We start from the raw sequence: 21,464 nt of genomic DNA, 5'->3' as shown, positions 1-21,464 counted from the left end.
CGTCGCTTGATCACGTTGTCGCCTGTCATCCGCCGGCAGTCCCTGATCGCAGGGCTGCTGGCGCTGTTGCTGTTCATAGCCGGGGTTTACGGACAGGCTCCCATTGGCTTCGATTCACGGTTCGTACTGTTTGCCCAGGAAATGCTGAGACACGGGCCGACCGTATTCCCGACCACTTACGGTCAACCTTACGCCGACTATTCAGCGCTCTCGACGCTGTTCATCTGGTTGTTGTCGTTGCCCTTCGGCGCGATCAACACCCTGACGGCATGGCTGCCAAGCGCGATTGCCGGCGGCGTGATCGTGACGTTGATGTATCGCTTGCTGGCGGTGCATTCGCAGCGTTGGGCGTTGATCAGCATTGCGCTGTTGATGCTCACCAGCACCTTCGTCACCGAAGTGCGCGCCGTGTCGCAAGACCTGATGCTCGCCGCCGTGGCGCTGTCGGTGTTTTACCTGGGCTACGCGCACGATCACTTCGGCTCACGTCGTCGCTGGCCGCTGATCTTTATCCTGTTGTTGCTGGGCTTCGGTATTCGCGGGCCCATCGGCCTGGTGGTGCCGACCGGCATGCTCTGCAGTTACTACTTGCTCAACCGCGAGTGGAAACGGCTGTTGGTGTTCGGTGTGCTGGCGTCGATCCTGCTCGCTGCATGCGTCGGCCTGCTGTTGTGGCTGGCTAAACTCAGCGGTGGCGAGGCGTTCCTGCAAGACGTGATTCGTATGCAGTTCATGGGGCGCATGGACGGCAGCGAAGGCGTCAGCGGTTCGCTGTATTACTTCACCAGCTCGATAGGCAATTACGCACTGGCGTATCCGCTGGCGATACTGGCGTTGGCCGCGACCTGGCTGAGCAAGCCGCATCAGCGCGGGCCGGCCTTGCGTCTGGTGCAATACTGCGCGGCCGCCGGGCTGATCGTCATGGTCGGTCTGTCGATTCCACAGGCGAAGAAGGCGCGTTACCTGCTGCCGATGTTGCCGATGGCGGCGATCATTGCGGCGTACCCGTTCCAGGTTGTGCACGGTCGGGTGTTCCGCGTATTGCGCGGGGTAATTCAAGGCATCTGGCTGGTGACGCCGGGGCTGTTGATGGTGGCCCTGCTGGTTGCCAAGCGCCGCTTTCCCGAGCAGCTCGACGGCATCACCCTGGTGCTGATCGTGCTCGGCGTTCTGCAATTGCTCGCGTTGTCGCGTCTGATGATCCCGCGCTGGCGTGCCGAAGTGTTGGCGCTATGCTCGGTGCTCGCGTTGTGGACGGTGTATGCCGCGGTGTTTGAACCGGTAGAACGACGCCTGTACGACACGCAGGTGTTCAGTCGCGCCGCGTTCGCGCAGGTGCAGCAGAACCCGGCACCGCTGGTGCTGCACGGCATGGGCAAAGACGCCAAGGCGATCAAGTTCATGGTCAACGTCGAGCAGGATCTGCAACCGCAGTTCACCGAAACAGTCCAGCAACTCGAAGCCCTCAAGGGCCCGGCCTGGCTGATGATGGACAGCAAGGACCTGCAATCGCTACAGGGCACCCCGCTGGCCGGCTTGCAACCGGTGGTCACGGGCAGTTTCGACAAGAACGATTACGTGCTGCTGTACCTGAAGCCCTTGTAGACCTTGTCGAAGGCTGCGATCTTCTGATTTTGGATCGCAGCCAGCGACAGCGCCTACAGGGATTTCTTGACCATGAGTTTTGTTGTACGCCGGGCGCGGCAGAATGATGCCGCCGCCCTCCCCGCCATCGAACGCTCGGCCGCCGAGCTGTTTCGCACAGATCCAACCCTCGCCTGGCTTGCCGACACCGACGTGGCAAGCGCCGCGCAACACCGCCAAGCCATCGACAATGCCCACGTCTGGGTCGCCGAAACCACCTCGGCGCAACTCGCAGGTTTTATCCGCGCGCTGGATTTCGACAACTTGCTGCACATTGAAGAACTGTCGGTCAGCCTCGCGTTTCAGGGACAAGGCGTGGGCCGTCAACTGCTGCTGGCCGCGATTGAACATGCCCGCTGCGAGCAAATGCGCGCGGTGACCCTGACCACGTTTCGCGACGTGCCGTGGAATGCGCCTTTTTATCAGCGGATGGGGTTTGTGGAAGTCGCACCCGGTGAGCACGAAGCGCATTTGCTCGATGCTCTGCAGAAAGAAATCGAACAGGGTTTTGCCGCCGAACGCCGCTGCGCCATGCGCCTGCCCCTCTATTGATAACACCGCCGATCCCCTCTGTGGGAGCGGGCTTGCTCGCGAAGGCGGTGTGCCTGCTGATAAAGATGCTGGATGTGCCGGCCCCTTCGCGAGCAAGCCCGCTCCCACACGGATTTGCGGTGTGTCAGGTTGACCGCTGAGCGGGACCCGGTGAGGATGGCAAGGCTCACCCGCGCATTCTGAAATAAGGACATTGATCTCTTCGTGGCCACCTACTCCTGCCTGATCCGCCGACTGATGATCACCTCGCTGAGCATCGTCATCAGCCGCGCCCTGATCAGTCCGCTGCTGACCTTGTTTCTCAGCAACAAACTGGGCCTTAACCCGCAGGACGTCGGTCTGCTGTTGGGCATCGCCGTGTTCAGTGCCACGCTGTTGTCGCTGTACGGCGGCTACATCATCGATCGCCTCGACAAGCGTCAGCTGTTGATCCTGACCATGCTTTCCAGCGGTGTCGGCCTGATGCTGCTGACCTTCGCGCAGAATCTGTACCTGGTCACGCTGGTGCTGATCATCAGTGAAACGGCGTCGGCGCTGTTCCTGATCTGCTCCAAAGCGATGCTCAGTGAAAACCTGCCGGTCGGCCAGCGGGTCAAGGCGTTCTCGCTGAACTACACGCTGACCAATATTGGCTACGCCGTCGGCCCGATGATCGGCGTGGTGATTGCCGGCGTTCAGCCTTCAGCGCCGTTTATTGTCGCGGGGCTGATTGCCGCCGGCAGCGTTTTCCTGCTGCTGGGTGTGTCCCGCGAGGCCAGTCCGCTGTCGCAGGTCAGCCAACCGCAGAGTTTCCTGAACACCCTGATCATCCTGAAAAACGACCGCACGATGATCCTGTTCACCTTTGGTTGCCTGCTCAGCACCCTGGTTCACGGGCGCTTCACCCTGTACCTGTCGCAGTACCTGCTGGTGACCCACACGCAGGACCAGACACTCGACACCATGGCCGCCCTGCTCGCCTGCAACGCGATCACGGTGATCCTGCTGCAATACCAGATCGGGCGATTCCTCAAACGTGAGCATCTGCGCTACTGGATTGCCGGCGGCACCGCGTTGTTCATCGTCGGTCTGATCGGCTTCAGCCTGGCCGACAGTCTGGTCGGCTGGTGCGTGGCGATGTTCATCTTCACCCTCGGCGAGATGATCATTTACCCGGCGGATTTCCTCTTCGTCGACACCCTGGCCCCGGAAGAGCTGCGCGGCAGTTACTACGGCGCGCAGAACCTCGCGGCGTTAGGCGGCGCGGTGAGTCCGGTGATGTGCGGGTTCCTGTTGATGCACACGCCGGCGCCGAGCATGTTCTACGCCTTGAGCGCCCTGGCGGCGTTGGGCGGGTATTTGTGTTTTGTCAGTGGACGCCGCGCGGCGATAATTCAAAAATAATGCACTGAAGCAGCATTTATATGAATTTGTCAGCATCGAGTTTGCACGGCACACTGTACGCGTTCCTCCCCCAATAGTTGGAACGCTTCGAGGACTTTCCGAAACGGACAAGTCCTTTTTTTGCCCCGAATTTACCGCAAGGACCCGATGTACATGCTCGCTCGCTGGTTGCCCGCCGCCATCAACACCCGCCCCACCGAATGGAGCCGCGCCGCGATCGGCATGGCGCTGGGCACCTTGTTCAGCGTCTGGGCATGCAGTCAAGTGTTCGGCATTGAGGTCGCGTATCACCTGATCGGGCCGTTGGGCGCCTCGGCCGTGTTGCTGTTTGCCGTGTCTTCCGGCGCACTCGCGCAACCGTGGTCGATCATCGGCGGCTATCTGTGCGCCAGCGTGGTCGCGCTATTGGTGGCCCACGTCCTCGGCCGAACCCTCGGCAGCGCCTGCCTGGCGGCGGGCATGGCGCTGATCCTGATGTGCTGGCTGCGTTGCCTGCATCCACCGGCCGGCGCCTTGGCGCTGACGCTGGTGCTGGCCGATCCGGCCACTATCGCCATGGACTGGAAAGCCATGGAACCGGTGATGCTCGCCGCCGCCTGCATGCTGCTCAGCGCCCTGGCCTACAACAACCTGACGCGCATCCGCTACCCCAAGCGCCCGGTCGAGCCAGCGCCGCTGCTGGCTCCCGTCGATAGCCAGGCAATTACCGCTGAGGATTTGAAACTGGCATTGGCCGACATGGAAGCCTTTATCGACGTCACCCCCGAAGACCTCGAACAACTGATCCACGCCAGCGAGCTGCACGCCAAACGCCGCAGCATCGGCGAAGTTTTCACCCGATAACCACCTGCATCATTGTGACGAGGGAGCTTGCTCCCGCCGGACTGCGAAGCGGTCCGACACCGCGGGATTACGACTGCTGCGCAGCCGAGAGGGAGCAAGCTCCCTCGCCACAACGGCAATCCTCAACCTGCTGCAAAAACGCAAACTCCCCCTGCACATTTCCCGGTTGTAAACGGCAAATTTGCACTGTTACGATCCGTCAACGCTCGCGCGCGAGCTTCTCGAATAAAGATAATAAAAGCAGGGAGTTAGTGATGACTGCTCAGGCTTCATCCCCGCGGACGCCGTCCATGGATGCCACACAAAACGAAGTGCTGGCCGAGGTTCGCAATCACATCGGTCACCTGACCCTCAACCGCCCCGCCGGTCTCAACGCCATCACCCTCGACATGGTTCGTCAGTTGCAGCAGCAACTCGATGCCTGGGCCACTGACCCCAGCGTGCGCGCGGTTGTGCTGCGCGGTGCCGGTGACAAGGCTTTCTGTGCCGGTGGCGATATCCGTTCGCTGTACGACAGCTTCAAAAGCGGCGACACGCTGCACGAAGATTTCTTCGTCGAGGAATACGCCCTCGACCTGACGATTCATCATTACCGCAAACCGGTGCTGGCCTTGATGGACGGTTTCGTCCTGGGCGGTGGCATGGGCCTGGTGCAAGGTGCGGATCTGCGGGTGGTCACCGAAAAGAGTCGTCTGGCGATGCCCGAGGTGGCGATCGGTTATTTCCCCGATGTCGGCGGCAGCTATTTCCTCTCGCGGATTCCCGGTGAACTGGGGATCTATCTGGGCGTCAGCGGCGTGCAGATTCGTGCGGCCGATGCGTTGTACTGCGGGCTGGCCGACTGGTTTGTCGACAGCAGCAAACTGGCGAGCCTCGACGAACAACTCGATCACCTGGAATGGCGCGATACGCCGCTCAAGGATCTGCAGAGTCTGCTCGCGAAAAATGGCGTGCAAACCCTGGCCGATGCACCGCTGGAGAAACTGCGCCCGGCCATCGACCATTTCTTCGCCCTGCCGGACGTGCCGAGCATTGTCGAGCAACTGCGCGCAGTCACCGTCGCCGACAGCCATGAGTGGGCGACCACCACCGCCGACCTGCTGGAGACCCGCTCGCCACTGGCGATGGCCGTAACCCTGGAAATGCTCCGTCGCGGTCGGCACCTGAGCCTGGAACACTGTTTCGCCCTCGAACTGCATCTGGATCGCCAGTGGTTCGAACGCGGCGACCTGATCGAGGGCGTGCGCGCCCTGCTGATCGACAAAGACAAGACACCACGCTGGAACCCGCCGACCCTCGCTGCGCTGGACGCCGGGCATGTCGCGAGTTTCTTCCACGGTTTTACTGAGAGCGGGAGCTGAGCCATGCACGATCTCGAACTGACTGAAGAGCAAGTGATGATCCGCGACATGGCCCGGGACTTCGCCCGCGGCGAAATCGCGCCCCATGCGCAAGCCTGGGAAAAGGCCGGCTGGATCGACGACGCGCTGGTGGCGAAGATGGGCGAACTCGGTTTGCTCGGCATGGTGGTGCCCGAGGAATGGGGCGGCACCTACGTCGATTACGTGGCCTATGCGCTGGCGGTGGAAGAGATTTCTGCCGGCGACGGAGCCACCGGTGCATTCATGAGCATCCACAACTCGGTGGGCTGCGGCCCGGTCATGAACTACGGCAGCGAAGCGCAGAAACAGACCTGGCTGGCGGATCTCGCCAGTGGCCAGATGATTGGCTGCTTCTGCCTCACCGAACCGCAGGCCGGCTCCGAGGCGCACAACCTGCGCACCCGCGCCGAACTGCGTGACGGCCAGTGGGTGATCAACGGCGCCAAGCAATTCGTCAGCAATGGTAAACGGGCGAAACTGGCGATCGTGTTTGCGGTGACCGACCCGGATCTGGGCAAGAAAGGCATTTCTGCGTTCCTGGTGCCCACCGATACTTCGGGGTTCATCGTCGATCGCACCGAACACAAGATGGGCATCCGCGCTTCCGACACCTGTGCGGTGACGTTGAACAACTGCAGCATTCCCGAAGCCAATCTCCTCGGCGAGCGCGGCAAGGGCCTGGCGATTGCCTTGTCCAACCTTGAAGGCGGCCGCATCGGCATCGCTGCGCAAGCCTTGGGCATCGCCCGGGCGGCGTTTGAAGCGGCGCTGGTTTACTCCCGCGACCGAATCCAGTTCGGCAAGCCGATCAATGAGCACCAGAGCATCGCCAACCTGCTGGCCGACATGCACATGCAAATCAACGCGGCGCGACTGATGATCCTGCACGCGGCGCGTCTGCGCACAGCGGGCAAGCCGTGCCTGTCGGAGGCGTCACAGGCCAAACTGTTCGCCTCGGAAATGGCCGAGAAGGTCTGCTCCTCGGCGATTCAGATTCATGGCGGGTATGGGTATCTGGAGGACTATCCGGTCGAGAAGTACTACCGCGATGTGCGGATTACCCAGATCTATGAAGGCTCGAGCGAGATTCAGCGGATGGTGATTGCCCGAGAATTGAAGAACTATCAGTTGTAATGCCAAAAGCTTCGCGAGCAAGCCCGCTCCCACATTGGATCTGCGTCGTACACAAATCCCATGTGGGAGCGGGCTTGCTCGCGAAGGCGTCAGTCAGGTCAGCGCATTATTTGCCCTGAAACTCCGGCGTCCGCTTGGCCACAAACGCGGCCATCCCTTCTTTCTGATCCTGGGTGGCGAACGCCGCATGGAACACCCGACGCTCGAAACGTACGCCTTCAGTCAGGTTGACCTCAAAGGCGCGGTTGACGCTTTCCTTGACCATCATCGCAATCGGCAGCGATTTGCTGGCGATCACCGCGGCGACTTTCAGCGCCTCGTCGAGCAACTCATCGCTCGGCACGATCCGCGCGACGATGCCGCAGCGCTCGGCTTCCTCCGCATCGATCATCCGCCCGCTCAGGCACATTTCCATGGCCTTGGCCTTGCCCACGGCGCGGGTCAGGCGCTGGGTGCCGCCCATGCCCGGGAGCACGCCGAGGTTGATTTCCGGCTGGCCGAATTTGGCACTGTCGCCGGCCAGAATGAAGTCGCACATCAGCGCCAGTTCACAGCCGCCACCGAGGGCGAAGCCGTTGACCGCAGCGATGATCGGCTTGCGTCGGTTGGCCAGGCGGTCGCTGTCGCTGAACAGATCATCCATGTAGATCTGCGGATAGGTGAGTTCGGCCATTTCCTTGATGTCGGCGCCGGCGGCAAAAGCTTTCTTCGAACCGGTGATGACGATGCAACCGATATTGGTGTCGGCTTCCAGGCCGTCGAGGGCGTGGTTCACTTCACTGACCAGTTGCGCGTTCAGGGCGTTCAGCGCCTGTGGTCGGTTCAGCGTGATCAGGCCGACGCGGCCGTGGTTTTCCAGCAGAATCGTTTCGTAAGTCATGGGCAAGATTCCTTGTCAGAGATTGCGCGAAATAACCATGCGCTGAATGTCGCTGGTGCCTTCGTAGATCTGGCAGACGCGCACGTCGCGGTAGATGCGTTCCAGCGGGAAGTCGTTGAGATAACCGTAACCGCCCAGCGTCTGCAACGCCATTGAGCAAACCTTCTCGGCCATTTCCGAGGCGAACAGTTTGGCCATCGAAGCCTCGACCAGCGCCGGCTGACCGCTGTCACGCAGGGCGGCGGCGTAATGCACCATTTGCCGGGCAACGGCGATCTGCGTGGCCATGTCGGCGAGACGGAAGGCCACGGCCTGGTGCTCGATGATCGGTTTGCCGAAAGTGTCGCGCTCACGGGCGTAATCGCGGGCCGCTTCGAACGCGGCACGGGCCATGCCCACCGCTTGCGAAGCGATGCCGACGCGTCCGCCTTCGAGGTTGGCCAAGGCAATCTTGTAGCCTTCACCCTCCTCACCCAAGCGGTTGGCGACCGGCACTTTCACGTCTTCAAACAGAATCTGGCAGGTGTCCGAAGCATGCTGGCCGAGCTTGTCTTCGACCCGGGCGACTTTGTAGCCCGCTGAATCGGTGGGCACGATGAACGCGGTGATGCCGCGTTTGCCGGCACTCGGGTCAGTCACCGCAAACACGATCACGATCCCGGCGTTCTGCCCGGAAGTGATGAACTGTTTGCAGCCGTTGAGCACGTAGTGATCGCCTTCGAGGCGCGCGCGGGTTTTCAGGCTGCTGGCGTCGGAGCCGGCCTGCGGCTCGGTCAATGCGAACGCACCGAGCATCGCGCCGCTGGCCAGCGGTTTGAGGAAGCGTTCGCGCTGATCGTCGTTGCCGAACTTGAGGATCGGCACGCAGCCGACCGAGTTGTGCACGCTCATGATGGTCGAGCAGGCGCCGTCGCCGGCGGCGATTTCTTCCAGGGCCATGGCGTAGGCCAGGTAGCCGGTATCACAACCGCCCCACTGCTCCGGCACCAGCATGCCGAAGAAGCCCAGCTCGGCCATCTCGCCGATGGCTTCCTTGGGGAAACGGTGCTCGCGATCCCACTCGGCGGCGAACGGTTTCAGTCGTTCCTCGGCGAACTGCCGGGCCATGTCGCGAATCTGGGATTGGTCTTCGTTGGGAATCATGGTGAATCCTTAATTCTGGTAACACCACCCGTTCATTGTGGGAGGGGGCTTGCTCCCGAAGAGGCCGGGTCAGTCAAATAACTTCTGAATGACACACCGCTTTCGGGAGCAAGCCCCCTCCCACAAGGACAGTCAGATGTTGGCTTCAGTAGACGCATTCCACGGCCATCGCCGTGGCTTCACCGCCGCCGATGCAAATCGCTGCGATCCCGCGTTTCAGGCCCTTCTGGCGCAGGGCCGAGAGCAAGGTCACCAGAATCCGCGCGCCCGAGGCACCGATCGGATGGCCCAGCGCGCAGGCGCCGCCATGCACGTTGAGCTTGTCGTGGGGGATCTCCAGATGGGTCATCGCCGCCATCGCCACCACGGCGAACGCTTCGTTGATCTCGAACAGGTCGACCTCGTTCAGCGCCCAACCGGTCTTCTTCACCAGCTTCTTGATCGCGCCAATCGGTGCCACCGGGAACAGGCCCGGAGTGTCGGCAAACGCCGCGTGGCCGTGAATCACCGCCAGTGGCTTCAGACCGAGTTTCTGCGCTTGCGACTGGCGCATCAGCACCAGCGCCGCAGCGCCGTCGGAGATCGAACTGGAGTTCGCCGCCGTCACCGTGCCGCCTTCGCGGAACGCCGGTTTCAGTGAGGCGACCTTGTCCAGTTTGGCTTTCGGCGGCTGCTCGTCGTTGCTGATCAGCACTTGTTCCTTGCCGACGGTCACGGTCAGCGGAACGATCTCGGCCTTGAAGCTGCCGTCCTTGATCGCCTGCTGGGCGCGGGTGGTCGAAGCGATAGCAAAGGCATCCTGGGCTTCGCGGCTGAAGTCGTTGGTTTCGGCGCAGTCTTCGGCGAAGGTGCCCATCAGACGGCCCTTGTCGTAGGCGTCTTCGAGGCCGTCGAGGAACATCGAGTCGAGCACCCGGCCATGGCCCATGCGGTAACCGGCGCGGGCACGATCCAGCAGATATGGCGAGTTGGACATGCTTTCCATGCCGCCGGCGATCACCACGTCGGCGCTGCCGGCCCGCAGCATATCGTGGGCGAGAATGGTGGTTTCCATGCCCGAGCCGCACATCTTGTTGACCGTGGTGCAACGGGTGGATTTATCCAGCCCGGCACCCAGAGCCGCCTGCCGTGCCGGCGCCTGACCGAGGCCGGCGGGCAATACGCAACCGAACAGCACTTCGTCGACCGCATCGCTGGCGACGCCTGCGCGTTCAACCGCGGCCTTGATCGCCGCAGCACCGAGTTGCGGCGCGGTGAGGCTTTTCAGTTCGCCCTGAAAACCGCCCATCGGGGTGCGGACGGCGCTGACGATGACAATTGGATCGTTGGAAAGGCTCATGACAAATCCTCCTTACTTGGCGGCCATGCGCAAGGCGCCGTCGAGACGGATCACCTCACCGTTGAGCATGCTGTTTTCGATGATATGCCGAACCAGCGCGGCGTACTCGGCAGGTTTCCCAAGACGCGGCGGGAACGGTACGCCGGCGGCCAGCGACTCGCGCACTTCCGGGGTCATGCCGGCCATCATCGGGGTTTCGAAAATGCCTGGAGCGATGGTCATCACGCGGATGCCGAAGCGCGCCAGTTCGCGGGCGGCCGGCAGGGTCAGGCTGGCGATCGCGCCTTTGGAGGCGGAATACGCGGCCTGGCCGATCTGGCCGTCGAATGCTGCGACCGAGGCGGTGTTGATGATCACCCCGCGCTCGCCGTCGGCATTCGCTTCGCTCTCGGCGATCGCCGCTGCCGCCAGACGCAGCATGTTGAAGCTGCCGATCAGATTGACGTTGATCACTTGGGCAAAACTGGCCAGAGCATGCGGGCCGTTCTTGCCGAGAATCTTCTCACCCCGCACGATGCCGGCGCAGTTGACCAGACCGTTAAGGCTGCCAAAAGCTTTGAGCGTGGCCTGTACGGCGGCTTCGGCAGCGGCTTCATTGCTGATGTCGGCGACGACGCTTTGCGCGCCGAGGCGCTGGGCCTGCGCGGCTACCGCTTCGGCGTTCATGTCCACCAGCATCACTTTGGCGCCGGCGTTGACCAGCAACTCAGCGGTGGCGGCACCCAGGCCGGAGGCGCCGCCGGTGACGATAAAAACCTTGTTCTCGATCTGCATGACTGACTTCCTGATTCAAGCTGAAACGTTGTGCGCCGCGGCCTCTTGAGCCTTGGCGATTTCCTGGTTGCGCAAGATAAAGCGCTGCAATTTGCCGCTTGGGGTTTTCGGCAATTCGCTGACAAATTCGATTTCACGCGGGTACGAATGCGCGGCCAGACGTTTGCGCACGTGCTGCCGCAACTCCTCGGCCAGCGCCGGTTCGGCGCGGTATTGCGGGTTGAGCACGACGAAGGCTTTGACCAACTCGGTGCGCTCCGGGTCAGGCTTGCCGACCACGGCGGCTTCGACCACCGCCGGGTGTTCGATCAGCGCGCTTTCGACGTCGAACGGGCCGACGCGGTAGCCCGAGGTGGTGATCACGTCATCACTGCGACCGACAAAGCTGATGCTGCCATCCGGGTTCCATTCCACGGTGTCGCCGCTGAGGTAGTAATCACCGACGAAGGCTTTGGTCGGCACGCCTTGGTAACCGCCGAACCAGCACATCGGCGACTGTGTACGGTCGATGGCGAGGATGCCCGGCTGGCCGACGCCGAGTTCGTTGTAATTTTCGTCGAGCACCACGATGCGGTGGCCCGGCGAGGCGAAACCGGCGGCGCCAAGGTGGATCGGGTGCTCCAGACCGTGGTGGTTGCACAGGACCATACCCAGTTCGGTCTGGCCGTAATGGTCGTGAATCACCACACCGAGGTTGTCGGCGAACCAGCGGATCACTTCCGGGTTGAGCGGCTCGCCGGCGCTGCTGACGATGCGCAGCTTGCCTTTGATCGATTTGGCGAACTCGTTGCCGCCGGCGATCAGCAGACGATAGGCCGTCGGCGAACCGGTGAGATTGGTGATGCTGTATTTGTTGATCACCCGGCAGGTGCTTTCGAGGGTGAACGGGCCATCGTAAAAGGTGATCGGGTGCCCCATCGACATAGGGCCGGTGACGCCGAAATAGATGCCGTAGGCCCAGCCCGGATCGGCGACGTTCCAGAACGAATCTTCAGGACGCAGATCCACCGCGTCGCGGGTGTAGCTCTGGAACGCGACGATGGCCTTGAGCGGCACCGACAGCGCTTTCGACGGACCGGTGGTGCCCGAGGTGAACATCAGCAGGAACGGGTCTTCGCCCGTCAGCAGTACCGGCTCGCAGACGCTGGAATAGTTGGCCAGCTCGGCCCAGAAACTGAAATCGCCACGGACGATGCCCTGACCTTTCGCGCCGCCGACGGTGATGATGGTCGGGCAATCGTTGACCTCGGCGAGTTTCGGCCGGTTGACCGCATCGGTGACCACCACTTTGGCCGCGGAGCTGTTCAGCCGATGTTCGATGGCCTTGGGGCCGAACGCGGTGAACAGTGGCTGATATACCGCGCCGATGCGCCAGGTGGCGAACACGGTGATGAGCAATTCGATGTTGCGTGGCAGCAGGCCGGCGACCTTGTCGCCCTTCTGCACGCCCTGGGCGAGAAGGAAATTGGCGAAACGCGCGGCTTTGTCTTGCAGCTCGCTGAAGGTGTACGTGGCACTCGCGCCGTCGCGGCCCTCCCAGAACAACGCAATGCGCCCTGGCAAGGCGTGGCGGTCGCAACATTCGACGCAGGCGTTGAGCGCCTCCAGCGTGCCGCTGAGCGCAGCGTCCACGGTGTGCTGATAGTTGAACTGTTCGGTGGCAGACAAGTAATCGCGCATTGCCAGAATCCCTCTGTGTTTTTATTAGGCTGGGAACCGTAAACAACACAGGGATAGTCGCGCTGCGGCGCGGAGGCGGCAATGGTCAAAGCTGTCAATCTGGCTGATTGGTTTGGCCATGTTTGCATAATTGCAAACATGGCCCTGTAGGAGCTGCCGCAGGCTGCGATCTTTTGATCTTGTTTTTAAAAATCAAAGTCAAAAGATCGCAGCCTGCGGCAGCTCCTACAGGTTGTGCGTTTCAAAATGTGGGAGCGCGCCTGCTGGCGATGGAGTCAGACGGCTTCGTTAAGGATCAACGTACGATAATGCCCCGGATTCGACCCCGACCACTTGCGAAACGCCTTGTAGAACGAACTCGCATCGGCAAACCCCAGCCGCATGGCGATTTCGACGAAGCTGATCGACGGCTCGGCCAGCCAGGTAATTGCCAGTTCCTTGCGCACGCTGTCCTTGAGACCCTGATAGGTCTGCCCCTCCTCGGACAATCGCCGGCGCAGGGTCGAGGCGGACATGCACAGTTGTTGCGCCAGCGCCTCGGTCTCCGGCCACTGTTCGGCGGGTAACTGCCGCAGATCCTGTTTGATTCGGCTGGCAAGGCTTTCCGGGTCGCGGTACTTCACCAGAATGTTTGCCGGCGCATGGGCCAGAAAGCGTTTCAGCTCTTCGGCCGTACGCTTGATCGGCAGGTCGAGACAGTCAGCGGCGAAGATCATCCGCGTGCGCGGACGCTCGAAGCGCAGGTTTTCCGAGAACATCACCCGGTAGTCGTCGCAGAAATCCGGCTCGGCGCAGCGCAACTCGATGGCCAGAATCGGAATCCGCCGCCCCGCCAGCCAACAGGCCACGCCATGGACGATCATCCAGTAGGTGAAATAGGTAAACGCCCGGCGCGGCTCGGGATCGTCTTCGAGCAGGACGATTTCCGCCAGACTTTGCTGATGCAGCAGTTGCGCCGGGATTTTTTCCAGCATCAGCGAGAGGAAGTTCAGCCCGCTGTTGAGCCCGGCGGCCAGCGTCGGTTGCGCCATGGCGCTGCGACAGAGGAACTCAAGACTGCCGGACTTGAGCTTGCGCGGATCCATGCCGAAGAACTCGTCATCACCGCGCCGGGCCAGCAATCGCCAGAGTTTCGCGTATTGCGAGGCCGGCACCCGGCCCTGTTCGCTGTGCAGCAGGGCCGGAGCAATCCCGACCTTGTTCAAGACTTCATCCGTGGCCACGCCCGGGGCACAACTTTGCAGCAGCGCTTCACGCACCAGTTGCACGGCGATGGTGTCTTTTTCCGACATGGAGCGAGGCAGACCTTGTTGTTTTCGAGTGAGGGGCATCTTAACGCAGGATGCGAATTCAGCACGAATCCCCCTGTGGGATCGGGCTTGCTCGCGAAGGCGATGTGTCAGCTACATCCTTATCGACTGACGCGCCGCCTTCGCGAGCAAGCCCGCTCCCACAATTGGATCTGAGCAAGGCCAAGATAGGTACCGTTCAGCGAATGTTCAGTTAAATGTCAACCATCCCCATTTGGGAATGAGTGTCATTATGTTACAACTTAGCCACCTATCAAAAAACTCGTGGTTGCCTGAATGCTCGTTCCCTTTCTGATCATGCTGCGCGAAGGCATTGAAGCCGCGCTGATCGTTGGCATCATCGCCAGCTACCTGCAACAAACCGGCCGTGGCCAGTGGATGCCTGCCGTGTGGATCGGCGTGTTTCTCGCTGCGGCCCTGGCGTTGCTGGTCGGTGGTGGCCTGGAACTGGTGAGCGCCGAATTCCCGCAGAAACAGCAGGAGTTGTTCGAAGGCATTGTCGGACTGGTCGCGGTGGGCATTCTCAGCTCGATGGTGTTCTGGATGCGCAAGGTCGCACGCTCGATCAAGCATTCGCTGCAAGCCTCGCTCGATCACGCCCTGACCTCATCAAAGCATCAGGTGATCGCGCTGATCGCCATGGTGTTCTTCGCCGTGGCTCGCGAAGGGCTGGAAACCGTGTTCTTCCTGCTCGCCGTATTTCAGCAGAGCGAAGGCCCGGGCGCGCCGATCGGTGCCCTGCTCGGCCTGGTGCTGGCGATCATTGTCGGCTTCCTGATCTACAGCGGCAGCATGCGCCTGAACCTGTCGGCGTTCTTCAAGTGGACCGGGTTGTTCATTCTGGTGGTCGCCGCCGGGATTCTTGCCAACTCGGTGCAGGCGCTGCATGAAGCCGGGGTGTGGAATCACCTGCAAACCGTGCTCTTCGACTTCAGCGCGACGCTACCGATGGATGGCCCGCTGGGTTCGGTGCTGGCCGGCATGTTCGGCTATCAGGATGCACCGACCGTCAGCACCCTCGGTGCCTATCTGATCTATCTGGTGGTGGCGCTGGTGATGTTCTTCTACCCCGCCGCGCCGGTCAGCACTAAGGCCGCTGCCAAAACGACTTCCGCTTCCAGCCAATAAGGGCATCCATGTCAAAGCCTAATACTCCTCAGGCCTCCCCTCCCCGCGCCTTGCGCTGGGCGGTGGCCGGTTCGGTGGTCGTGATGATCGCCGCCGGTGGCTTGTTCTACTACGCCTCGAAAATGGCCGCGGCCAAGCGGCAGCACAACCATGATGAAGTGGTGGTGAACATCAACGCGCACAGCTGCGATCCGAACGAGCTGACGGTTCCCGCGGGTCGCGCCAGTTTCCGCATCGTCAACCGCTCCGACCGGGCGGTGGAATGGGAAATCCTCGACGGCGTGCTGGTAATCGAAGAGCGCGAGAACATCGCCCCCGGCCTGAGCCAGGTGATCAACGCCAACCTGCAACCCGGCGACTACGCGATTACTTGCGGTCTGCTGAGCAATCCGCGTGGCGTGCTGCACGTAACGCCGACCGCAGCTTCCGACGCGGCTGCGAAGGCCAAGCCGTCGATGGTCGCCTTCGTCGGGCCGCTGTCGGAGTTCCGCGTGTATCTGGCGACTCAAGGCAGCGCGCTGATCAAAGCCGTGACCGCGCTGAATCAGGCAATTGCCGGCGGCGACCTGGCCCAGGCGCAAGCGCTGTACCTGCCGGCCCGTGCCGCTTACCAGCGCCTGGCCCCGGCCGCGCAACGTCTGGCCGAACTGGACAACAGCATCAATGCCCGCGCCGATTACTTTGAAAAACGCGAACAGGATCCAGCGTTCGTTGGCTTCCACCGCGTCGAATACGCGCTGTTCCAGCAACGCAGCCTCGACGGTTTGAACCCGGTGGCCGAGCGCCTGCTGGCCGATGTCACCACGCTCAAACAACAACTGCTGGCCCAATCGCTGCCGCCGGAGCAACTGGTGAGCATCGTGGTGCGCAACCTCAACACCCTGGCCGACGTGCGCGCCGCCAGCGGTGAAGAGGAACGCTACAGCCACGGCGACCTCAACGGTTTTGCCGGCAACCTGGAAACCGCGCACAAAGTGGTCGAGCTGCTGCGGCCGATGCTGACCAAGTCAGCGCCGGATCTGCTGCCGAAAATCGACGCGGCGCTGAGCGATTTCGACAACGTATTGAACAGCTTCAAGGTCAAGGACGGCTACGCCACTTACGACACGGTCAGCGGCGAACAACGCAAACAGATCGCCGACAAGGCTCAGGCCCTGGCTGACGCTCTGGATGGCATCGATCCCGCCCTCGGCCTCTCCGGCCTGTAAGCAGAAGACGAATACCGATGAAAGATTTGCAAAACCTCGATCTGCAACGTCGCCGCCTCCTGATGGGCATGGGCGTCGCTGGCGTCGCCCTGGCCGGTTCGGCCCTGAGCTGTCCGGCGATGGCTGCGGCCCCGGCACAAGTGACCGAAGCGCCGAGCAGCGACAAGACCGAAGATCGCCACGACTTCCATGGCGTGCACCAGACCGGCATCGTCACCCCACGGCCGGCGGCCGGCATGTTCGTTTCGTTCGACGTACTGGCCAGTGATCGCGAAGACCTGGAGCGGCTGTTCCGCACCCTCAACGAGCGCATCGCGTTCCTGATGAAGGGCGGCGCGGTGGCGCAGATCGACCCGAAACTGCCGCCGCCGGATTCCGGCATTCTCGGCCCGGTGGTGACGCCGGACAACCTGACCATCACCGTCTCGGTGGGCGAGTCGCTGTTCGACGAGCGTTTCGGCCTGGCCGACGCCAAACCGAAACGTCTGCAACGCATGGTCGGCTTCCCCAACGATGCGCTGGAGGCCGACTGCTGCCACGGCGACCTGAGCCTGCAGTTCTGCTCGAACACCGCCGACACCAACATTCACGCCCTGCGCGACATCGTCAAGAACCTGCCGGACCTGCTGCTGGTGCGCTGGAAGCAGGAAGGCAGCGTGCCGCCGCAGGCCCCGGCGAAACCGGGTGTGCCGGCGCAATCGGCGCGTAACTTCCTCGGTTTCCGCGACGGCTCGGCCAATCCCGATTCCAACGACGCCAAGGCGATGGACAAGCTTGTCTGGGTGCAACCGGGCAGCGATGAACCGGCCTGGGCAGCACACGGCAGCTATCAAGCGGTGCGGATCATCCGCAATTTCGTCGAGCGCTGGGACCGTACGCCGCTGCAGGAACAGGAAAGCATCATCGGTCGGGTCAAGACCACCGGCGCACCGATGGGCGCCAACCATGAAACCGAAGTCCCGGATTACAGCAAGGACCCGGAAGGCAAACTGACCAAACTCGACGCGCACATTCGCCTGGCCAACCCGCGCACCGCCGCGAGCCAGGCCAACCTGATCCTGCGCCGGCCGTTCAACTACTCCAACGGCGTGAACAAGAACGGCCAGCTCGACATGGGCCTGCTGTTCATCTGCTACCAGGCCGATCTGGAAAAAGGCTTCATCACCGTGCAGACCCGGCTCAACGGCGAGCCACTTGAGGAATACCTCAAACCGGTCGGCGGCGGTTACTTCTTCACCCTGCCGGGTGTCACGGGCGACAAGGATTTCATCGGTCGTTCGCTGCTCAACGCCACACAACCCAAAACAGCTGCATAACCATAAAAACCCTCGGAGCCGCTCCATGAAAAAGTCGCCACTCGCGTTATTGCTGACCCTTGGTTTGCTCAACACCCCGCTGTCGGCGTTCGCCGCTACGGCACCTCTGGATCTGGTCGGACCGGTGTCGGACTACAAGATCTACGTCACCGAGCAACTGGATGAACTGGGCAGCCACACCAAACAGTTCACCGATGCGGTGAAGAAAGGTGACCTGGCCACCGCGCAAAAACTCTACGCACCGACCCGCGTCTATTACGAGTCGATCGAGCCGATTGCCGAGCTGTTCAGTGACCTGGATGCGTCCATCGACTCGCGCGTCGACGACCACGAAAAAGGCGTGAAGGCTGAAGACTTCACCGGTTTCCATCGCCTCGAGTATTCGCTGTTCTCGGAGAAGACCACCGAAGGCCTGACCGCCCTGGCGGACAAGCTCGACAGCGACGTCAAAGACCTGCAGACCCGCGTCGCCGGCCTGACCTTCCCGCCTGAGAAAGTCGTCGGTGGTGCGGCCGCGCTGTTGGAAGAAGTCGCCGCGACCAAGATCTCCGGTGAAGAAGACCGCTACAGCCACACTGACCTGTATGACTTCCAGGGCAACATCGACGGCGCGAAGAAAATCGTCGACCTGTTCCGTCCGCAGATCGAGAAGCAGGACAAGGCGTTCGTCGCCAAAGTCGACAAGAACTTCGCCACCGTGGACAAGATCCTCGCCAAGTACAAGACCAAGGACGGTGGTTTCGAGACTTATGACAAAGTGAAAGATGCAGACCGCAAGGCGCTGGTTGGCCCGGTCAATACTTTGGCTGAAGATCTTTCCACGTTGCGTGGCAAGCTCGGTCTGAACTGAGTTTTTGTAGCGCCTGATACGGCCCCTTCGCGAGCAAGCCCGCTCCCACATTAGGCCTGTGTCGATCACCTTGTTTGTGGTCAACACAGCCCCCTGTGGGAGCGGGCTTGCTCGCGAAAGCGGTCGAAGCCGCACCGAATAATCTGAAGGTTTACAAAATCCGGTAGAGCAACCGCTCAATCCGCACCCGACTCACCCGCTTGAGAAACTTCGCCACCCCCGCCGGGTACTCCGGCAGTGTCTCAAGGCTCTGGAAGCTGGCAATCCGCGTGGTATTGCGGAAAATCTCTTCCTGCTCCTTCGCCCGTGGCGCCAGCCACTCGCCTTGCGGATCATCGATCAGCAGCGCGTTTTCCAAATCCAGGCGGAACGCTCGTGGATTGAGGTTGTTGCCGGTCAGCAGCGTATAACGCTGGTCAACCCACATGCCCTTGAGGTGATAGCTGTTGTCGCCGTCACGCCACAGATGCAGGTTCAACTGGCCGCTGTCGATGTTGCGCTGATGCCGCTTGGCAAAGCGGCGCAGGCTGATTTCGTACAGATACGGCAGCGCCGCGATCACCTTGAACGGCTCGCTGGGCGGAATGTAGAAGTCGTTGGCCGTCTTGTCGCCAACCACGATGTCGATCTTCACCCCACGGGCCAGTGCGCGGTTGACCTCGCGGATGATCGGCAGCGGCAGATTGAAGTACGGGGTGCAAATGGTCAGTTGCTGTTGCGCGCTGGCGATCAGTTCGACAATCACCCGGTTCAACGGGTTGTTCTTGCCCACGCCCAGCAGCGGACTCACCGACAGGCCGGTATGCGCCGTGCTGCCGGCACTGGTGTCGTACGCCGCATATTTGAGACGGCTGCGCAGATCGCCGATGTCGTTGCGCAGGCTGCGGGTGGTCGGCAGGTTCGGCAGATCGAGGCGATGCACGGCCTTGGATTCGATCAGACCGTGCTTGACCAGATGCTGCATCGAGTCGGCCAGTTCGCGGTTTTCGATGACGTGATAGCGGTCGAACCGGTACTTGTCGAACTTGTGCAGATAGACATTGTTCAGGCTCGCACCGCTGTAAACCACGCAATCGTCGATCACGAAGCCTTTCAGATGCAGCACGCCAAACAACTCGCGGGTCTGCACCGGAACGCCGTGGACCGGCACTTCGCTCTGGTGTGTGCGGGTCATTTCCTGGTACCACGCCGAGTTGCCCGGCTGTTTGCCGGCACCGATCAAGCCGCGCTGGGCGCGCAGCCAGTCGACGACCACGACGATTTCCAGCTCCGGACGCTTGAGCTTGGCGGCGTGCAAGGCATCGAGAATTTCCTGACCGGCCTCGTCGTGCTGCAGATACAGCGCAACGATGTAGATGCGTTGAGTCGCCTCGGCGATTTTCTCCAGCAGGCAACGACGGAACTCGGCGGCGCCGGACAAAATGGTCACGGCCTCGGCAGTCAGCGGAAAGCTGCGCAGTTTGGGCAGCAAAGAGCGTTTGAAAAGCAACGGCATAGGGCTCGCAATGGGTCGAATCCGAAGAACCCGAGAGCTTACACCATCAACCGGTTCGGGTCTTGTTACTGTCTGTAATGACGCCTTCGCGAGCAGGCTCGCTCCCACAATGGATCGCATTTCAAATGTGGGAGCGGGCTTGCTCGCGAAAGCGGTATGGCAGACACAAAAATAACCGCTTGACCAAGGAGAACGATCGTTCTACTGTTCGCCACATGAACGAAATCACTGACACCTCGACCCGCGACATCATTCTGGATGTCACCGAAAAGTTGATCTACAAAAGTGGCATCGCCGCCACCGGCATGGATCTTCTGGTGAAAACCGCCGGCGTCTCCAGAAAAAGCATCTACCGCTACTTCGCCAACAAGGAGGAGTTGACCGTCGCGGCCCTGCAACGCCGCGATGTGCGCTGGATGCACTGGTACCGCAGCGCCGTGGATCAGGCCGAGACCCCGGCCGACCGCCTGCTCAACCTGTTTACCGTGCTCAAAAGCTGGTTCGCCTCGGAAGGCTTTCGCGGCTGCGCCTTCATCAATACCAGTGGCGAAACCGGCGATCCCGAAGACCCGGTGCGCCAGGTCGCCAAAGACCACAAACAGAAGCTGCTCGACTACCTGTGCGAGCTGTGTACCGAACATGGCGTCGAAGATCCGCAACGTCTGGCCAGACAATTGCTGATCCTGATTGACGGCGCCATTACCGTAGCGCTGGTGATGGGTGATCACAGTGCCGCTGATAATGCGCAATGCATGGCGCGTAAGTTATTGGACCTGTAACGCCTTAAATAAGCCTCAACCGTTGTTTAATCGTTAATTAGATCGGGAGACTGAAAATGTCGACTGCTGCCCAAGTGCGTCCGCCTTTACCGCCGTTCAACCGTGAATCGGCTATCGAAAAAGTACGTCTGGCCGAAGATGGCTGGAACTCCCGCGATCCCGAGAAGGTGTCGCTGGCCTATACCGTCGACACAAAATGGCGCAACCGCGCCGAGTTCGCCAACAACCGCGAAGAAGCCAAGGCCTTCCTGACCCGTAAATGGGCCAAGGAGCTGGACTACCGTCTGATCAAGGAACTCTGGGCCTACTCCGACACCCGCATTGCCGTGCGCTACGCCTATGAATGGCACGACGATTCGGGCAATTGGTTCCGCTCCTACGGCAATGAAAACTGGGAGTTCGATGAGCACGGGCTGATGTTCCAGCGTTACGCCTGCATCAACGACATGCCGATCAAGGAAAGCGAGCGCAAGTTCCACTGGCCGCTGGGTCGGCGTCCGGATGATCATCCGGGGCTGTCCGATCTAGGCCTCTAGTTCACATAGATCGAAAATGTGGGAGCGGGCTTGCTCGCGAAGGCGTCGTGTCAGTCAATATTCATGCAACTGACAAACCGCTTTCGCG

19 protein-coding genes are annotated in these 21,464 nt (G+C 61.3%); 12 read left to right on the top strand and 7 right to left on the bottom strand.

Going from position 1 to position 21,464, the window contains the following annotated elements:
* The first annotated feature begins 6 nt into the window (after positions 1-6).
* From V9L13_RS06195 to V9L13_RS06170, 6 genes are all read left to right on the top strand, one after another.
* On the top strand, positions 7-1,605 hold the full coding sequence (locus tag V9L13_RS06195; protein WP_338801871.1) for a glycosyltransferase family 39 protein: 1,599 nt from the start codon (positions 7-9) through the stop codon (positions 1,603-1,605).
* Positions 1,606-1,677: 72 nt separating this feature from the next.
* On the top strand, positions 1,678-2,196 hold the full coding sequence (locus V9L13_RS06190) for a GNAT family N-acetyltransferase (RefSeq protein ID WP_338801870.1): 519 nt from the start codon (positions 1,678-1,680) through the stop codon (positions 2,194-2,196).
* Positions 2,197-2,400: 204 nt separating this feature from the next.
* A complete protein-coding gene (locus tag V9L13_RS06185; RefSeq protein WP_338801869.1) occupies positions 2,401-3,579 on the top strand; it encodes an MFS transporter in 1,179 nt (392 codons plus the stop codon).
* A 153-nt stretch (positions 3,580-3,732) separates the two neighbouring features.
* A complete protein-coding gene (locus tag V9L13_RS06180; protein ID WP_338801868.1) occupies positions 3,733-4,422 on the top strand; it encodes an HPP family protein in 690 nt (229 codons plus the stop codon).
* A gap of 254 nt (positions 4,423-4,676) precedes the next feature.
* Positions 4,677-5,783 (top strand): enoyl-CoA hydratase/isomerase family protein, encoded by a 1,107-nt coding sequence (locus V9L13_RS06175; RefSeq protein ID WP_103483378.1) that lies wholly within the window; start codon positions 4,677-4,679, stop codon positions 5,781-5,783.
* A 3-nt stretch (positions 5,784-5,786) separates the two neighbouring features.
* Positions 5,787-6,938: an acyl-CoA dehydrogenase family protein gene (locus tag V9L13_RS06170; protein ID WP_338801867.1), complete on the top strand. Its 1,152-nt coding sequence runs from the start codon at positions 5,787-5,789 to the stop codon at positions 6,936-6,938.
* A gap of 106 nt (positions 6,939-7,044) precedes the next feature.
* Here V9L13_RS06170 and V9L13_RS06165 read toward each other — a convergent pair whose 3' ends face one another.
* The 6 genes from V9L13_RS06165 to V9L13_RS06140 all read right to left on the bottom strand — a co-directional run bounded on the left by V9L13_RS06165 (position 7,045) and on the right by V9L13_RS06140 (position 14,046).
* Entirely contained in the window at positions 7,045-7,818 is a 774-nt protein-coding gene (locus V9L13_RS06165; RefSeq protein WP_338801865.1) for an enoyl-CoA hydratase, read from the bottom strand.
* A gap of 15 nt (positions 7,819-7,833) precedes the next feature.
* Positions 7,834-8,961: an acyl-CoA dehydrogenase gene (locus V9L13_RS06160; protein ID WP_103483375.1), complete on the bottom strand. Its 1,128-nt coding sequence runs from the start codon at positions 8,959-8,961 to the stop codon at positions 7,834-7,836.
* A gap of 145 nt (positions 8,962-9,106) precedes the next feature.
* On the bottom strand, positions 9,107-10,300 hold the full coding sequence (locus V9L13_RS06155; protein ID WP_338801864.1) for an acetyl-CoA C-acyltransferase: 1,194 nt from the start codon (positions 10,298-10,300) through the stop codon (positions 9,107-9,109).
* Positions 10,301-10,312: 12 nt separating this feature from the next.
* Positions 10,313-11,074, bottom strand: coding sequence for an SDR family NAD(P)-dependent oxidoreductase (locus V9L13_RS06150; protein ID WP_338801863.1), 762 nt, complete (start codon positions 11,072-11,074; stop codon positions 10,313-10,315).
* Between the two features lie 15 nt (positions 11,075-11,089).
* Entirely contained in the window at positions 11,090-12,754 is a 1,665-nt protein-coding gene (locus tag V9L13_RS06145) for an AMP-binding protein (RefSeq protein ID WP_338801862.1), read from the bottom strand.
* Between the two features lie 275 nt (positions 12,755-13,029).
* Positions 13,030-14,046, bottom strand: a complete 1,017-nt coding sequence (locus V9L13_RS06140) for an AraC family transcriptional regulator (RefSeq protein WP_338801861.1) — start codon at positions 14,044-14,046, stop codon at positions 13,030-13,032.
* A 294-nt stretch (positions 14,047-14,340) separates the two neighbouring features.
* On the opposite strand from V9L13_RS06140, the gene efeU reads away from it, so the two are divergent.
* Genes efeU through efeO (V9L13_RS06120) form a run of 4 tightly spaced genes read left to right on the top strand, consistent with a single transcriptional unit; the run spans position 14,341 to position 18,566 of the window.
* Positions 14,341-15,192, top strand: a complete 852-nt coding sequence (efeU, locus tag V9L13_RS06135; RefSeq protein ID WP_103483370.1) for an iron uptake transporter permease EfeU — start codon at positions 14,341-14,343, stop codon at positions 15,190-15,192.
* Positions 15,193-15,200: 8 nt separating this feature from the next.
* The gene (gene efeO / locus V9L13_RS06130; RefSeq protein WP_338801860.1) at positions 15,201-16,400 is read left to right on the top strand and encodes an iron uptake system protein EfeO; all 1,200 of its coding nucleotides are present in this window, start codon (positions 15,201-15,203) and stop codon (positions 16,398-16,400) included.
* A gap of 17 nt (positions 16,401-16,417) precedes the next feature.
* Entirely contained in the window at positions 16,418-17,716 is a 1,299-nt protein-coding gene (efeB, locus tag V9L13_RS06125) for an iron uptake transporter deferrochelatase/peroxidase subunit (protein WP_338801859.1), read from the top strand.
* Positions 17,717-17,741: 25 nt separating this feature from the next.
* Positions 17,742-18,566, top strand: coding sequence for an iron uptake system protein EfeO (gene efeO, locus V9L13_RS06120; RefSeq protein ID WP_338801858.1), 825 nt, complete (start codon positions 17,742-17,744; stop codon positions 18,564-18,566).
* Between the two features lie 151 nt (positions 18,567-18,717).
* Here the strand turns inward: efeO (V9L13_RS06120) and pssA are convergent, their stop codons facing one another.
* Positions 18,718-20,061 (bottom strand): CDP-diacylglycerol--serine O-phosphatidyltransferase, encoded by a 1,344-nt coding sequence (pssA, locus tag V9L13_RS06115; RefSeq protein WP_338801857.1) that lies wholly within the window; start codon positions 20,059-20,061, stop codon positions 18,718-18,720.
* A 215-nt stretch (positions 20,062-20,276) separates the two neighbouring features.
* Here pssA and V9L13_RS06110 point away from each other — a divergent pair, with 215 nt between their 5' ends.
* A complete protein-coding gene (locus V9L13_RS06110; RefSeq protein ID WP_096796073.1) occupies positions 20,277-20,840 on the top strand; it encodes a TetR family transcriptional regulator in 564 nt (187 codons plus the stop codon).
* Positions 20,841-20,896: 56 nt separating this feature from the next.
* Positions 20,897-21,376, top strand: a complete 480-nt coding sequence (locus tag V9L13_RS06105) for a nuclear transport factor 2 family protein (RefSeq protein ID WP_103483367.1) — start codon at positions 20,897-20,899, stop codon at positions 21,374-21,376.
* Positions 21,377-21,464 lie beyond the last annotated feature (88 nt).

Source organism: Pseudomonas sp. RSB 5.4 (assembly GCF_037126175.1).
GTDB lineage: Bacteria > Pseudomonadota > Gammaproteobacteria > Pseudomonadales > Pseudomonadaceae > Aquipseudomonas > Aquipseudomonas fluorescens_H.
The sequence above is the reverse complement of the archived record's forward strand: the minus strand, read 5'-3'. Positions and strand labels throughout refer to the sequence as shown.

Excerpts from the sequence above, each read along its gene's own strand:
- V9L13_RS06110 (WP_096796073.1), top strand. The coding sequence starts at position 20,277 with ATGAACGAAATCACTGACACCTCGACCCGCGACATCATTCTGGATGTC.
- efeO (WP_338801858.1), top strand. The coding sequence starts at position 17,742 with ATGAAAAAGTCGCCACTCGCGTTATTGCTGACCCTTGGTTTGCTCAAC.
- efeB (WP_338801859.1), top strand. The coding sequence starts at position 16,418 with ATGAAAGATTTGCAAAACCTCGATCTGCAACGTCGCCGCCTCCTGATG.
- V9L13_RS06145 (WP_338801862.1), bottom strand. The coding sequence starts at position 12,754 with ATGCGCGATTACTTGTCTGCCACCGAACAGTTCAACTATCAGCACACC.
- V9L13_RS06180 (WP_338801868.1), top strand. The coding sequence starts at position 3,733 with ATGCTCGCTCGCTGGTTGCCCGCCGCCATCAACACCCGCCCCACCGAA.
- V9L13_RS06160 (WP_103483375.1), bottom strand. The coding sequence starts at position 8,961 with ATGATTCCCAACGAAGACCAATCCCAGATTCGCGACATGGCCCGGCAG.
- V9L13_RS06140 (WP_338801861.1), bottom strand. The coding sequence starts at position 14,046 with ATGTCGGAAAAAGACACCATCGCCGTGCAACTGGTGCGTGAAGCGCTG.
- V9L13_RS06150 (WP_338801863.1), bottom strand. The coding sequence starts at position 11,074 with ATGCAGATCGAGAACAAGGTTTTTATCGTCACCGGCGGCGCCTCCGGC.
- V9L13_RS06155 (WP_338801864.1), bottom strand. The coding sequence starts at position 10,300 with ATGAGCCTTTCCAACGATCCAATTGTCATCGTCAGCGCCGTCCGCACC.
- V9L13_RS06105 (WP_103483367.1), top strand. The coding sequence starts at position 20,897 with ATGTCGACTGCTGCCCAAGTGCGTCCGCCTTTACCGCCGTTCAACCGT.
- V9L13_RS06170 (WP_338801867.1), top strand. The coding sequence starts at position 5,787 with ATGCACGATCTCGAACTGACTGAAGAGCAAGTGATGATCCGCGACATG.
- efeU (WP_103483370.1), top strand. The coding sequence starts at position 14,341 with ATGCTCGTTCCCTTTCTGATCATGCTGCGCGAAGGCATTGAAGCCGCG.
- V9L13_RS06165 (WP_338801865.1), bottom strand. The coding sequence starts at position 7,818 with ATGACTTACGAAACGATTCTGCTGGAAAACCACGGCCGCGTCGGCCTG.
- efeO (WP_338801860.1), top strand. The coding sequence starts at position 15,201 with ATGTCAAAGCCTAATACTCCTCAGGCCTCCCCTCCCCGCGCCTTGCGC.
- V9L13_RS06175 (WP_103483378.1), top strand. The coding sequence starts at position 4,677 with ATGACTGCTCAGGCTTCATCCCCGCGGACGCCGTCCATGGATGCCACA.
- pssA (WP_338801857.1), bottom strand. The coding sequence starts at position 20,061 with ATGCCGTTGCTTTTCAAACGCTCTTTGCTGCCCAAACTGCGCAGCTTT.
- V9L13_RS06190 (WP_338801870.1), top strand. The coding sequence starts at position 1,678 with ATGAGTTTTGTTGTACGCCGGGCGCGGCAGAATGATGCCGCCGCCCTC.